Source organism: Meiothermus taiwanensis WR-220 (genome assembly GCF_003568585.1).
GTDB classification, from domain to species: Bacteria; Deinococcota; Deinococci; order Deinococcales; family Thermaceae; genus Meiothermus; species Meiothermus taiwanensis.
On the sequence record NZ_CP021130.1, the window covers coordinates 1,156,144 to 1,170,150 of the forward strand.

The window sequence follows — 14,007 nt, forward strand, 5'->3', positions numbered from 1 at the left end:
TCGCGTCAGGCCCAACCAAAAGCTAACCTGCCCCGGAGTGTCCCAGGGCAAGGCCAGGACCAGGCTTTGGGTGGGGAGTCCATACGCTACTAGCCGAGAGTTTACCACAGCCCCAGCCGGCTCACAAGCGGCGGGAAAAACAGCAAAAAACCGATCAGAGCAGCAATTGTGCTCACTATCAGTACGCTGGCCGCGGCGATGTCTTTGGCGGCTTTGGCAAGTGGGTGGTAGTTGGGGGAGACCAGATCTACCACGGCCTCGAGGGCGGTGTTGATGAGCTCGAGGCCCAAGACCAGGGCTATCAACAGAAGCACCGGCACCGGGTTGACCTTCAGCCACCAGGCCAGGCCCAGGGCCAGAGCGGCCACATAAACCTCGAGGCGGAAGTTGCGCTGGCTTTTCCAGGCATAACGCACCCCGGCCCAGGCATAGCCAAACGAAGCCCGAAGGCCGCGCAGCGGTAGGGGATCGGTTCCAGGTTTGGGTGGCGGGGGGCGGGTTGGCATGGTTCAGAGCTCGAGGATGCGGGCCTGCACCCGCCTGAACCCCTCCCATTCGGCCTCGGAGCGGTGGTCGTGCCCCAGCAGGTGCCAAAGAGAATGGGCGGCCAGCACTTTAACCTCGTGCTGAAGACTGTGCCCAAACTGCTCGGCCTGGCGGCGGGCAGTATCCAGGCTGATCACGATGTCGCCCAGGTGCGGCGGGATGAAGGGGTCGCCCGGTTCATAGGTGGGAAACGATAAAACATCGGTAGGGGCATCCTCGCCCCAGTGCTGTTGCTTGAGGGCCCGTATCTCGTCGTCGTTGGTAAGGATCAGGGTTAGAGACTTGTCCTCATGCCCCAGCTCCGCCAGTAGAAGCCCGAGCGCCCTGCGCACCGCAGGGCCCAGACCTCGAGGTACTCGGGTGTGTGCAACCAGATCTACCGCTCCCATGGTCAGCTCTCGTGCTCATGGGCTTCGTAGGCTTTGATGATGCGGGCTACCAGGGGGTGGCGCACCACATCGGACTCCAAAAAGCGTTGCTGGGCAATGCCCTGGATGCCCTTTAGAATGCGCAGGGCCTCTACCAGGCCGCTTTTTTGCGCCTTGGGTAGGTCGATCTGGGTAATGTCGCCGGTGATGACCACCCGGCTATTAAAGCCCATGCGGGTCAGGAACATTTTCATCTGCTCGGGGGTGGTGTTCTGGGCCTCGTCCAGGATGATGAAGGCGTCGTTCAGGGTGCGGCCCCGCATGAAGGCCAGAGGGGCCACCTCGATCACCCCCGACTGGATGTACTGTTCAAAGCGCTCGGCATCAATCATGTCGAACAGGGCATCGTAGAGCGGACGCAGATAGGGGTCGATTTTGGCCTGGAGATCCCCCGGTAAAAAGCCCAGTCGCTCCCCAGCTTCCACGGCCGGACGGGTCAGGATGATGCGCTTGATTTTCTTGGCTTTGAGAAAAGCCACCGCCATGGCGACGGCCAGGTAGGTTTTACCAGTGCCAGCCGGGCCGATGCCAAAGGTGATGTCGTGGGTGCTGATGGCCTCCACGTACTGCCGCTGGCCCGGGGTTTTGGGCTTCAACCGGCCCGGCAGGGTAATCTCGCCGCCGAGGGCGGGTATGGTGGTTTCGACCGGGAGCGACTGGCCGCCCTCCGCCACCAGGATGACCTGCTCGAGGGTGCCCGCGTCAATTTCCGCACCTTGGCGCACCAGGGTGACCAGGTCGCGGATGACCCGCTCGGCCAGCCACACCGCTTCCGGATCGCCTGAGATCTGCACCTCCTGCCCGCGCACCACGAGCTGGGCCGGCAACAACTTGCGAAGGGTTTTTAGATGCTTATCCCCATGGCCCAGCAAGGACAGGGCTTCTTGCGGCGAACGAAGGGGAATTACCGTTTTGCTTTGCGTACTCTTCTCCAATATTGGCTCCTGGGTTCGGCCAGTATCTGGTGCCAAACCACACCGTTCAGAATAGCACGGGTCGAGGTGGAAAACGCCCACTGATCGGTGGTTTTCTTGCTCTTGGGTAGCGGCTTACTGGAGGATTTGTGCGGGGGTTCGGAAGGGGGGCGTGGGCTGGGGCTGGGGCGGCCCTGACGCTCACGCTCGACCTGCTCGAGGCGCCGGGGTGGCCTGGGCGGGGGTGGGCTGGTTTGTGCTTTGGGGGACGGAGCCGGCTGTTTTACCGGGGGCTGGGCGGGTGGGCTGCTGGGTGCTGGGGTGCTCGAGGCTGGGCGGCGTTCCTCGCCGGGTAAGAGGATCTCATCGGGTTCGAAATCGGGGGGAACCTGCTGGCCCCGCCGAAGCAACCCCTGTAAGGCTGGCAGCACGATGAAAAAAAACAAGAACAACAAGCCGAGAAGATCGTCTAAGCCCATGGGGCCCTCCAGGTGGGGGTGAGCGATGTGCTACCTGTGCAGTCCTTAGCGCTGTGAGCCATCATCGGAGGTGTTGCTGCTGCTGGCTTTGCTGATAGAATCGCGCATCTCGGTATCGGCCTCAATGTTTTTGAGCTGGTAGTAGTCCATCACCCCCATACGGCCGCTGCGCAGGGCCTCGGCCAGGGCCAGAGGTACGGCCGCCTGGGCCTCAACCAGCTTGGCCCGCATGGCTTCGACCAGGGCTGCGTTTTCTTGCTCCAGGGCCACTGCCATCGCGCGGCGCTCCTCGGCCTTGGCCTGGGCAATTTTCTTGTCGGCCTCGGCCTGGTCGGTGCGAAGCTGGGCCCCGATGTTTTTACCCACGTCCACCTCGGCGATGTCCACCGATAGGATTTCAAAAGCAGTGCCGGCATCCAGGCCTTTGGCCAGCACGGTTTTGGAGATGCGATCGGGTTGCTCGAGCACCATTTTGTGATCCTCCGACTGGCCGATGGAGGCCACGATGCCCTCGCCCACCCGGGCCACGATGGTTTCTTCACCGGCCCCACCCACCAGGCGGTCGATGTTGGCCCGCACGGTGATGCGGGCGGTGGCCAGCAGCTGGATGCCGTCTTTAGCCATACCTGCCACCATGGGGCTGGTAATCACTTTTGGATTTACCGAGAGTCGTACAGCCTCGAGCACATCCCGCCCGGCCAGGTCAATGGCGGCGGCACGGTCGAAGTTCAGCTTGATACCGGCCTTATCAGCGGCGATGAGGGCATCGACCACCCGGTCTACGTTGCCCCCGGCCAGGTACTGGGCCTCGAGCTTGGCGGTCTCTACCGGAATGCCTGCTTTAAAGGCCTTGATCATGGGGTTCACAATTTTCGCCGGTGGGATTCGTCGGAAACGCATGCCAACCAGGGAGGTCAGCGGTACGTTTACACCCGAAAACAAGGCCGTAATCCAGAGGGGAACCGGTACTAGGTAAAAGAACAGGAAAACGGCCAATAAAACGATGCCAGCGATGATTAACACTCCAAGCTCCATGTGATCCTCCTCGAGATCAAACCGCCTTTTTACAGGCGTTGCTACCTATCCAGCTTAGGTGGTTTAGATCGGATGCCGGACAAGGCCGGGCGCTTCCTAAGGGTACATCATGGGCAGCAAGATGGGTATGGGCGGGCTTCAGTACGGGGTTTCCCAGACCGCATGGCCGGGCTAGCTTTCCACCCTCCGCACCACCACCCGGGGGCCTTCCACCTGGATCACCTGCACGGCCTGGCCCCGGTCAATGAACTCGCCCATGGTGACCACATCCACCCGCCGGTCGCCAAACTGGGCTGTGCCCGCAGGGCGCAGGTCGGTGATGGCTTTGCCGATGGCCCCTAGCAGCGATTCCAGTTCGTTTTTGGGCGGTGCTACCTCTTCAACTGCGCTGCTCAGTACAAAAGGACGGGCCACCCGTCCTTTCGGTAGGTAGCGGAATATAAAAAACAGCCCCAAGGCCAGCCCGATAATGGCGAAAGAACCGACCTGCAGGGCCTCATCCCCAAAGGTGAAGTAGATTGAAGCCCCGATCAGACCCAGGCCTACCAGACCGGGAATGCCGAAACCGGGGGTTACAAACAGCTCGAACACCACCAGCAACAGGCCCCCAAAGAGCAGGATGATGGACAGGGCACTGGAAAGGCCCGCCAGGTAGCCCCCCAGGAAAAACAAACCCAGCGAGGTCAGGCCGATGATGGCGGGGATAAAGGTGCCTGGGGTGAAAAACTCCAAAATGAGCCCCAGCACCCCCACCGCCAGCAGAATGGCCGCGATGGTGGGGTCGGTCAGGAAACGGGCCACCCGCACCTGGGGGCCTGGTTGCAGTTCCTGGGTATCGGCGCTGAAACCAGCTTTCTCGAGGGCCGCTCGCAGACTGGCCACCTCGGCATCGGCCACCCTAAGCTCCACAGCCCGCCTGGCTGAGAGGGTGAGGGGCTCGCCTTTGGTGGTGATGCCGCGCACCTCGACCTCGGGGTCGACCATGGCTTCGGCAAGGTTGGCGGGGCGGCCTCGGGCCTCGGCGACAGCCCGGAACTTGCCTTTCAGGGCCGATATAACCTTGCGGTCGGCGGCATTGGTGTTGCCTACGATGGGGGTGATGGTAACCGGCAGGGCCGCTCCGATGTTGGAGCCGGGCAGCATCATGATCTGCTGAGCTGCCAGTGAGATGAGGGCCCCAGCCGAGAAGGCGTTTTCCACCACGGCCAGGGTCGGTACGGTGGAGGACAGGATGCGATCGGTGATGCGGATGGCTGCATCCACCCGGCCCCCAGGGGTGTTCACCCGGAACACCACCCCGCTGGCCCCCTCGCGTTCGGCCTGGTTGAGGGACTGTTCGACGAAGGTGGCTAAAGGCCCGTCGATGGTTCCTTCAATGGGGATGATGTAGGTTCTGGCCTGCGCAAAAGAGGCCACCAACAGTAAAACAACCAGTAGCTTTCTCACCAAGATTATCTTAGCAAGCTGGGCTGGCGGGAGTGTAATGCCGGGGTCTCAAAGTGCCTGAGGGTGGGGTTTTCTCTTCCACCATCGCAAACCGCCGCGCAAAAGCGTAAAATCCAGGCGTGCAACTGGGTTTGATAGGATTTCCGGTCGGACACTCGCTCTCCCCGGCCATGCATCAGGCGGCGCTGAGGGCGGCGGGGCTCGAGGGCTCCTACCGGGCCTTGGAAACACCTCCCCCGCTCCTGCAGGCCCGGCTGGAGGAGGTTCGGCGGGCCTTTGCCGGGGTCAACGTCACCATCCCGCACAAAGAAAGCGTACTGGAATACCTGGACGAGCTAAGCCCTGAGGCGGCGGCCATTGGCGCGGTTAACACCATTGTTTGCCAGCAGGGCCGGCTGATTGGCTACAACACCGACGCCTTGGGTTTTATCTCGGGGCTGGAGGAGGCCGGCATCGCTTACCGCAACAAGAAGGCTTTGGTGCTGGGGGCGGGGGGGGCTGCCCGGGCCGTGGCGTATGCCTTGAAGCAAGAGGGTGTGCATGTGGCGGTATACAACCGCACCACCGAGCGAGCCAGGGCCCTGTGCGCGGCCATGGGGCTGCACCTGGTGACGGAGCCGCTCTTGGAAACGGCCGTGCGAAGCTGTGACCTGCTGGTCAATACCACCAGCGTTGGGCTCAACGACCCCACCCGCTCACCCCTGCCGCCGGGGCTGCTGCCTCGAGCGGGGGTGGTGGTGGATATCATCTATCATCCCCAGACCACCCGTCTGTTGCTCGAGGCCCAGCAGGCCGGGCTGGTCACCCTGGGCGGGCTTCCCATGCTGGTCTGGCAGGGAGCGCGGGCTTTTGAGCTCTGGACGGGTGTAAAGCCGGATGTCCGGGTGATGTATGCTGCGGCCCAGGCTGGGCTTGGACACACCCCTTCCGCATGATCTCCTGTACCCTGCAAGCACCCCATCGCTACGAGCTCGAGGTCAAACGCTCGCGCTTTGTAGCCCACGCGCTGCCGCTACCGAGCCCCGAGGCCGCACCCCTTTTTTTGCAGGCCGTTCAGGACTTGCAGGCCACCCACAACTGCTGGGCTTACAAGGTAGGTGCGCAGTACCGCTTTTCCGATGACGGTGAACCTGCGGGCACGGCGGGCCGTCCCATCCTAAGCGCCATTGAGGCGCAACACCTGGATAGGGTGATGGTGGTGGTAACCCGCTACTTTGGCGGGATCAAGCTGGGTGTGGGCGGTCTGGTGCGGGCCTACGGGGGGGTGGCCTCGGAATGTCTGCGGCAGGCCCCTAAGCGAGCCATCGTGCCCCGGGTGCGTTGTGAACTCCAGGCCCCGTACGAGTTTGGCAGTGCTTTGTATCGCCTGCTGGAAGGCCTCGAGCGTGAAAGCGAAACCTACCACGCCGCCGGGGTGCGCTGGTTGTTCAGCCTGGAGGAAGCGCGGCTGCCCCAGTTTCAAGAGCGGGTGCGCGACCTGACTCGAGGCCGCGCACACCTGCGGGTAATAGAGCGCTTCGAAGCCTAGGGGGTGGTGCTAAAGGGCATCAACCTTCAATCACGATCGGGAGAATAACCGGGTTGCGCCCGGTGTTCTTGGCTATGAACTTCTTGACGGGGTAGTAGATGTCGTCGCGGATCTCCTCGAGGCGCCGCTTTTCCCGGATCCCCTTATAAAGCGCGTCCATGGCCATCTTGCGCACCTCGCCCAGCAGGCGCTCGCCGGCCTTGACAAAGCCCTTGGAGATCACCTCCACCAGCGGGTCGCGGCTGACCAGGGCGGTGATGACCACCACCCCCTCGGCGGCCATGTGGTGGCGATCCTCCAGGATTTCGTCGGTGATATCGCCCACCCCCAGACCGTCCACATAAAGCTGGCCGTGGGGTACAGTTCCGTTGAACTCGATGTTGTTGGCAGTGAGCCGGATCAAACGCCCGTTCTCGGGTATCAGGATCTTTTCCGGTGGGTGTGGGATGCTCTGGGCCAGCCACTTAAAGTTGACCTGGTGGCGGATCTCCCCGTGCCAGGGCAACAGGAATTTGGGGCGGGCCAGGTTGAGCACGGTCTTGAGCTCCTCGTGGCTGGCGTGGCCGGAGGCGTGTACGCGGTAGCGGGGCGGATAAAACACATAGGCCCCCAGGGCGTATAGCTGATTGATGACGGTGTTCACCGCCTCCTCGTTGCCGGGAATGGGGCTGCTGCTGAGGATGACGGTATCGCCCTCCTTGATGGACATCTTGTTGTGGGTTCCCGCGGCCAGGCGCGCCAGGACGGCCTCGGGCTGCCCCTGTGAGCCGGTGGTAATCACCAGCACCTGCTCGTCGGGTAGGTCTTTGACTTCGTCCAGGGTGTAGAAGCGGTCTTTTTGCTTGAAGTAGCCGAGCTCGAGGGCAATTCGGGCATACTTGAGCATCGAACGCCCTTCCACAGCGATTTTGCGCCCGTACTTTTCACCGGCGGTGACCACCGACTGGATGCGGTGGATGTGCGAGGCGAAGGTGGTGACGAAAATACGTCCCTTGGCCGCACCAATCACCTTATCGAGCTCTTCGGCCACCTCGCTTTCGCTGGGCGTGACCCCAGGGCGCTCGCCGTTGGTGGAATCGGCAATCAGGCAGAGCACCCCCTCGGCCCCGGCCTGGGCGATTTTTTCCAGGTGGGAGGTCTGGCCGTCTATGGGGCGTTCGTCGAGCTTGAAGTCGCCGGTGTGTACGATTCTGCCGATGGGCGTGTGAATAATCATCCCGAAGTTATCGGGGATGGAATGGGTCATGCGGAAGAGGTCGAGCTGGAAGTAGCGCCCAATGGAGATACGGTCGTCGGGGGAGACCTCTTTGAAGTTGTAATCCCCCACGGCCAGTCCGAACTCCTCGAGCTTGCCCCTGACCAGGCCCAGGGTTAGCTTGGCCCCATACACCGGAACCCGTGGCAGTTGCGGGAAAAGGTAGGGCAGGGCCCCGATGTGATCCTCGTGGCCGTGGGTCAGCACCCAGCCCCGGATGATCTCTTTGTTCTGAACGAGATAATCGATGCGCGGAATCACAATATCCACGCCAAGCATCCTGGCGTCTGGAAAGGCCAGGCCGCCGTCAATGATAAACATCTCGTCTTCATAGCGGATGGCGGTGATGTTCTTGCCAATTTCGCCGGTTCCGCCCAGGAACACAATTTCGACGGCGCCATCGGGCTTGCCCAGCAGGATGGGCCCCCTGGGTTTGGGACGTTCCTGCCGTCGCCGGGGGGCCCTGGGACGGCTAAATGGTGGGTTGTTGTTCATGTTGACTCCAAAGCAGCGCCGTGGGATGGGAAGAAGGGCTTGGCCTTACCCCTGACCCATGCCCTACACGGCTACGATTTACCGTCGAACAGGGGGTTTGCGCGGGGCAATCAGGCCCTCGAGTTCCGGGCGGATCAGATCCACCCGGCCCTGCTCGTCGATGCTGTTGACCTTGACCTTAATTTTTTGTCCTAGCGAAAGCACATCCTCGACCTTTTCCACGCGCCCTTTGGCGAGCTGGCTGATGTGCAGCAGGCCGTCTTTGCCCGGCAGAATTTCAATGAAAGCCCCAAAGTTGGTAATCCGGGTGACCGTGCCCTCGTAGATCTCGCCCACCTTGGCCTCGGCCGTCTGGCCCAGAATGCGGGCCTTGGCTTCCTCGGCGGCGGCTGCGCTGGCGCTGTAGAGCCGGATGGTGCCGTCCTGCTCGATATCAATTTCCACCCCCAGCTCCTCGAGCTGGCGGATGTTTTTGCCGCCGGGCCCGATAATGCCCCCGATTTTTTCGGGATTGACCTTGAGGGTGAGGATGCGGGGTACGTGGGGCTTCATCTCGGCGCGGTGGGTGGGTACGGCGCGTTCCATCAGACCCAGGATGTGCAGACGGGCCTCGCGGGCCTGGTAGAGCGCCGCCCGCATAATCTCGGGGGTCAGGCCCTTAATCTTGATGTCCATCTGGAGCGCGGTCACACCATCGCGGGTGCCCGTGACCTTGAAATCCATGTCGCCCAGGGCGTCTTCCAGCCCCAGGATGTCGGTGAGCACCACCGCCTGTTCACCCTCCTTAACTAAGCCCATGGCCACGCCCGCCACATGCTTCTTGAGGGGAACCCCGGCGTCCAAAAGGGCCAGGCAGCCCGCGCACACCGTGGCCATGCTGGAGGAGCCGTTGGACTCCAGCACGTCGCCCACCACCCGGATGGTGTAAGGGAACTCCTCCCTGGAAGGCAGCACGGCCCGCAAGCCGCGCTTGGCCAGGTTGCCATGCCCCACCTCGCGGCGGCTCACCCCGCGCAGGCGCCTGACCTCGCCGGTGGAGTAGGGGGGGAAGTTGTAGTGCACCAAAAAGGGGTCTTCGGTCTCGATTCCGAGGTCGTCTACGAGCTGGGCATCGCGCCCGGTGCCCAGCGTGACCACGCCCAGCACCTGGGTCTCGCCCCGGCTGAAGATGGCCGAGCCATGCGTTTTAGGCAGCACGTTGCTCTCAATCCAGATGGGGCGCACCTGCTCCGGGGTGCGGCCATCGGCCCGCTTGTTCTCCTGCAAGATGAGCCGGCGCAGCTCCTGCTTGACCACCTCATCAAAACCCTCGGCCACCAGCTTGCGCCGCTCCTGGTCTACCGTGCCGTCTTCGGCAGGGGGCACGAACTCTTCCAGCAGGGCTTGCCGGAAAGCCTCGAGGGCCGCCGAACGCTCGCCTTTGGAGGCGGTTTGCAGGACGCCGGAAAGACCTTTTTCCATAGCCCTTTGGTACAGGGCGGCCTGGGTATCGGCGTCCAGCTTGGCCGGGGGCTCATAGGCAAACTTGGGCTTGCCCAGCTCGGCGCGCATCTGCTCTTGCAGCGCCAGGATGGGTTGCATGGCCTGGTGGGCGAACTCGAGGGCCTCCACCAGACGATCCTCCGAGACCTCCTGCGCCCCGGCCTCCACCATGATGATGGCCTCTTTGGAACCGGCTACCACCAGGTCGAGCTGGCTATCTTCCTGGGCTACCGGGTTCAAGACCAGGCGCCCGTTTTGTAGCCCTACCCGCACCGAGGCGATGGGGCCCTCCCAGGGAATGTCTGAGATCATTAAGGCTGCGCTGGCTGCGATGGGCCCCAGGATGTCCGGCGTGTTTTCCTGGTCGGCAGAAAGCACTGTAAGCAGCACCTGCACCTCGTGCCGAAAGCCCTTGGGGAAGAGGGGCCGGATGGGCCGGTCGGTCAGGCGGGCCGAGAGGATGGCTTTTTCGCCCGGTCGCCCCTCCCGCCGCATAAAGCTACCCGGGATGCGCCCGACGGCATAGTGCCGCTCTTCAAACTCCACCGTCAGGGGCAGGAAATCGGCCTGAATGGGTGCGTCGGAGGCCTGGGCGGTCGCCATCACCACGGTTTCACCGTAGGTTACCCAGACTGAACCGGACACGTGTTTGGCGTATTTGCCGGTCTCGATGGTGAGTGTGCGCCCCCCGACGTCTACACTGTAGCGTCGTGCCTGGGGTATGGGGTTTTCCTCGTTCATATCTGCTCCCTAAAAACCCAGTTATAGCGCTGGGTGCGCTCAGAGACAGTTTCAACCCGCACCACTACGGTCTGCGAAAAAGGCAAATAACCGTTGAGGGGTATGCCGGGGAATGTACTCAACACACCCTGCAAACCTTCTTGCTAGACCGAGAACCGCACCCATGGTTGGAGTACTCTGCCGCAAGAAAGGGGTGGGGTACCGCATGGTTGGGGGATGGCTTCGGCAGGGTATGGGTTGGGACATACACGGAGCATTGGGCGGGCAATTGTGCACAAAATAGAGCACACCTTAAGGTTTTGGCGGAGCCAAACCCCGGCCCCGCCTACCGAGTCATGCCTATTGTACACGATAGAGAATGTCCGGGGTTGCCCCCGGAGTTTTTTTATTTGCGCAATCCAAGCTTTTCAATCAGGGCCTTGTAGCGGGCCTCATCTTTATTTTCCAGGTAGCTCAAGAGCCGCTTACGCTGACCTACCAAGCCCAGCAGGCCCCGTTTGGCCGCCATGTCCTTCTTGTTGGCCGTAAGATGGGCTGACAGGCGGTTGATACGTTCGGTGAGCAGGGCCACCTGCACCTCGGTTGAACCGGTATCACCGGGCTTGTGGGCATGCTTTTCGATAACGCTCGCTTTTTCTTCTCTCGTAAATGGCATCTGTATCTCCTCGTCGGGTGAGCCGCAGTCGGTTGACCGGGGCTTCCTCATGGCCCATGAGAGGCCAGCTAAGAAGTATAACGGTGCCTGGACGTGGGGTCAAGCCAAAACAGAACCAGGGCGATGGCGGAGAGGGTGGCCGCGGTACAAAAAGCCACACTGGAACCGAAATGCTGCCACAAAGCACCAAACAGGGCGCTGGCCGGCAACAGGAGCAGACCTACCAGGGTGTGATAAAGCCCAATGGCGCTGGCTTTTTCGGTGGCAGGGATAATCTGGGCCAGATAAGCCCGGCTGCTGCCTTCAAAGGCCGCACTGTACAGGGCATAAAGCAAGAACAAAACAATGCCCTGCCAGCCAGCACTGCAAAGCCCGAACCCCAGGTACACCAGGGCGTAGGTGACAAATCCCAGCATTACCAGGGTTTTAGCCCCTACCCGGTCGGCCAGTGAGCCTAAGGGATAGGCCATTAGGGCATAGAGCAGGTTATAGGTGGTGTAGACCAGGGTGGCCTGGGCTGCGCTCAGCCCCAGGTCGCTCAGGCGCAGAATCAAGAACGCATTGGATGACAGCCCCAGTGTAGCCACGCCGGTTACCAGCAAGAACCAGCGATATTGAAGGGAAAAAGCCGATAGTCGAAGGGGCGGAAGGGGCCGGGCCGGGCCTCGCTTCTCTCGCAAAAAAAGCAGAATGACCAGGGTGGCCAAAAGAGCCGGGATGGCCGATACCCAGAAAACCCCCCTGAAGTCGAGCAATGGTAGAAGCAAAAAGGCCAGCAGCGGCCCAATGGTGGCCCCCAGGCTGTCCATGGCACGGTGAAAGCCGTAGGCCCGCCCATAGCTGTCCTGGCCTACCGCTTCTGCGATCAGGGCATCTCTGGGGGCCGTGCGAAGCCCTTTGCCCACCCGATCCAAAAAGCGGTAAGCCAGCACCTGCCAGGGCGCTGCTGCCAGGGCCAGTATGGGCCGCAGCAGGGCCGGGAAGCCGTAGCCCAAAAGAATAAGTGGCTTCCTGGCAGCCATGCGGTCGGAGATGCGCCCCCCTACCACCTTGAACAGGCTGGCCGTGGCTTCGGCGATGCCCTCCACCAACCCCACCACCGTGGTGGAGGCCCCCAGCGCCCCGGTCAGAAACAGCGGGAGCAGCGGGTAAACCATCTCGGAGGCGATGTCCGTAAAAAAACTTACAGCACCCAGAACATATATAGCCGGGGGTAGCTTCTTCATCAGTTCCACTCTATGCCCAACTCGCAGATAACCGAAGAATGCCCCTGGGCTTGTCCAGGGGCATTCTTCTGAAGGGGGGAAGCTACCAGAGCCGCTGACCTGGAACGGGATTCATGTTGCTGAACATCTGGAAGAGCACCGGGCCATAGGCCAGCACCACCAACACCACTGCGATACCGAACCAGAACCAGACCCGCTCGGTGAGCTGGGCCAGCCTGCTGCCCTGGGGCTTGGAGATTGCCTCGGTGAAGGGCACCTCGGCGAGCACCTGGCCGGGCTCGCGGCGGTTTTGCAGGGCTGTGGCGAAAATCACGTAAAAGAATAGGAAGGCCGCGATGAACAGGATAACCCCTGAGACGATGTTCAGCGCCATCCAGGCCGCGCTTTCTTTATAGGCCTCCATGGCGATGGGACTGCCGGAGATATGCGCGCGGCGGGGAATGGCATAGAGGAAGCCCATCCAGTGCAGGGCAAAGGTCATGATGAACATGCCCAGGAACCACAGCCATTGCGAGGCCACGGCCATTCCGCGGGCGACGAGGGGTTTGCCGGTGAGGTGGGGAATCAGCCAAAAGGCCGTGCCCATGGCGGCCATGGTCACCAGGGTGCCTACTTGCAGGTGAAAGTGGCCTGGGATCCAGACGGTGTTGTGCACGTTTTGGTTGAGGTTGAAGCTGGCGTTGACCATACCGCCGGCCCCGCCAGGGATGAAAGCCAGGAAGCCCAGCAAGAAGGCCAGCACGGTAGGGTTGTTCCAGGGTAGGGCTCCAATCCAGCCCAGCAAGCCCTTACCGCCATTGGCCCGGCCTGCAACCTCGAGCGAAGCCGCGATGGTAAAGGCGGTGATCAGGCTGGGCACCGCGACCATCATGGTCAGGACGGTGTGGATCATCTTCCAATAAGGGGCGATGCCAGGGTCGGCGAACTGGTGGTGGAAGCCCACCGGCACCGAGAACAGCAGGAAGAGGAGGAAGACCAGCCTGGCCAGGGGGTCGGAGACCAGCTTGCCCCCGGCCAGCCTGGGCAGGGTGAGATAGGCCAGGGTATAGGCCGGTAGCAGCCAGAAGTAGACGATGGGGTGGCCGGTGTACCAGAACAGGGTGCGCATCAAGAGCGGGTCTACACCGGCGATCCAGCCAAACGACCAGGCGATCAGAAACAGCGCCTCCACCACCAGCCCCAGGCTGGCCAGGAACCACATCAGCCAGAAGGTAACGGCCATGAAGGTGGCCAGGGGGGTGATTTTGCCCGGATTGGCCTTGCGCCAGCGGGCCCACATATCCAGCACCAGGTAGATGCTCAGGTAGCTGGAGAGCACAAAAATAGCCGCGCCCAGATAGAAGGCCCAGTGCGCCTGGAGAGGAGCATAAAAAGTGTAAAGCACCGAGGCTTCGTTAAGCAGCAGGGGCACGGCGGCCAGGAGCAGCCCACCCAGCGCCATCCAGAACGAGACCCAGGCCAGGGTCATATTGGGCCGCAGACCCAGTTCCCGCGCCGGCAGGTAGACCATGATGGTCTGAGCGAAAAGCTGGGTGAACACAATGGCATTGAGCACCCCGTGGAGGGTCAGGCCCTGGTAGTAGTTCTGGAAAACCGGCTTGAGCAGGGGGTAGAGATCCAGACCGCCATAGTTCATGGCCTGGAAGGGGCCAAAAAACGTGCCCAGGGCCAGGGCCGCGAAGCCCAGCATCATCATGTATAAGGCGTATTTCTTTTCCGGTGCAGATGCGTAGACATCGTAGTTGAACAGGGTTTTGACCGCCATTGAGCACTCCTT

At 61.8% G+C, this 14,007-nt stretch carries 12 protein-coding genes; 2 read left to right on the forward strand and 10 right to left on the reverse strand.

All coding sequences use genetic code 11. From position 1 onward, the window contains the following. Positions 1-101: 101 nt before the first annotated feature. From MTAI_RS05775 to MTAI_RS05795, 5 genes are all read right to left on the reverse strand, one after another. Positions 102-506 (reverse strand): diacylglycerol kinase, encoded by a 405-nt coding sequence (locus MTAI_RS05775; protein ID WP_027887625.1) that lies wholly within the window; start codon positions 504-506, stop codon positions 102-104. 3 nt (positions 507-509) lie between these two features. Next, complete coding sequence (gene ybeY / locus MTAI_RS05780; RefSeq protein WP_027887624.1) at positions 510-935, reverse strand: rRNA maturation RNase YbeY; 426 nt, start codon at positions 933-935, stop codon at positions 510-512. 2 nt (positions 936-937) lie between these two features. Further along, positions 938-1,909: a PhoH family protein gene (locus MTAI_RS05785; protein ID WP_027887623.1), complete on the reverse strand. Its 972-nt coding sequence runs from the start codon at positions 1,907-1,909 to the stop codon at positions 938-940. A 503-nt stretch (positions 1,910-2,412) separates the two neighbouring features. Beyond that, a complete protein-coding gene (gene floA / locus MTAI_RS05790; RefSeq protein ID WP_027887621.1) occupies positions 2,413-3,402 on the reverse strand; it encodes a flotillin-like protein FloA in 990 nt (329 codons plus the stop codon). Positions 3,403-3,573: 171 nt separating this feature from the next. Then, a complete protein-coding gene (locus tag MTAI_RS05795; protein ID WP_027887620.1) occupies positions 3,574-4,848 on the reverse strand; it encodes an NfeD family protein in 1,275 nt (424 codons plus the stop codon). 119 nt (positions 4,849-4,967) lie between these two features. Here MTAI_RS05795 and MTAI_RS05800 point away from each other — a divergent pair, with 119 nt between their 5' ends. Together MTAI_RS05800 and MTAI_RS05805 are read left to right on the forward strand one after the other, a co-directional pair. Then, entirely contained in the window at positions 4,968-5,783 is an 816-nt protein-coding gene (locus tag MTAI_RS05800; RefSeq protein ID WP_027887619.1) for a shikimate dehydrogenase, read from the forward strand. After that, a complete protein-coding gene (locus tag MTAI_RS05805; RefSeq protein WP_027887618.1) occupies positions 5,780-6,376 on the forward strand; it encodes an IMPACT family protein in 597 nt (198 codons plus the stop codon). Before MTAI_RS05800 ends, MTAI_RS05805 begins: the two co-directional genes overlap by 4 nt. Before the next feature lie 19 nt (positions 6,377-6,395). On the opposite strand, the gene MTAI_RS05810 is transcribed toward MTAI_RS05805, so the two are convergent. The 5 genes from MTAI_RS05810 to MTAI_RS05830 all read right to left on the reverse strand — a co-directional run bounded on the left by MTAI_RS05810 (position 6,396) and on the right by MTAI_RS05830 (position 13,995). Next, the gene (locus tag MTAI_RS05810; protein WP_027887617.1) at positions 6,396-8,126 is read right to left on the reverse strand and encodes a ribonuclease J; all 1,731 of its coding nucleotides are present in this window, start codon (positions 8,124-8,126) and stop codon (positions 6,396-6,398) included. Positions 8,127-8,204: 78 nt separating this feature from the next. Beyond that, positions 8,205-10,349: a polyribonucleotide nucleotidyltransferase gene (gene pnp / locus MTAI_RS05815; protein ID WP_027887616.1), complete on the reverse strand. Its 2,145-nt coding sequence runs from the start codon at positions 10,347-10,349 to the stop codon at positions 8,205-8,207. 385 nt (positions 10,350-10,734) lie between these two features. Then, complete coding sequence (gene rpsO, locus MTAI_RS05820; RefSeq protein ID WP_027887615.1) at positions 10,735-11,004, reverse strand: 30S ribosomal protein S15; 270 nt, start codon at positions 11,002-11,004, stop codon at positions 10,735-10,737. A 68-nt stretch (positions 11,005-11,072) separates the two neighbouring features. Further along, positions 11,073-12,230 carry an MFS transporter gene (locus tag MTAI_RS05825; protein ID WP_027887614.1) on the reverse strand — a complete coding sequence of 386 codons (1,158 nt, stop codon included), beginning with the start codon at positions 12,228-12,230 and terminating at the stop codon, positions 11,073-11,075. Positions 12,231-12,312: 82 nt separating this feature from the next. Further along, a complete protein-coding gene (locus MTAI_RS05830; protein WP_027887613.1) occupies positions 12,313-13,995 on the reverse strand; it encodes a cbb3-type cytochrome c oxidase subunit I in 1,683 nt (560 codons plus the stop codon). Between the last annotated feature and the right edge of the window lie 12 nt (positions 13,996-14,007).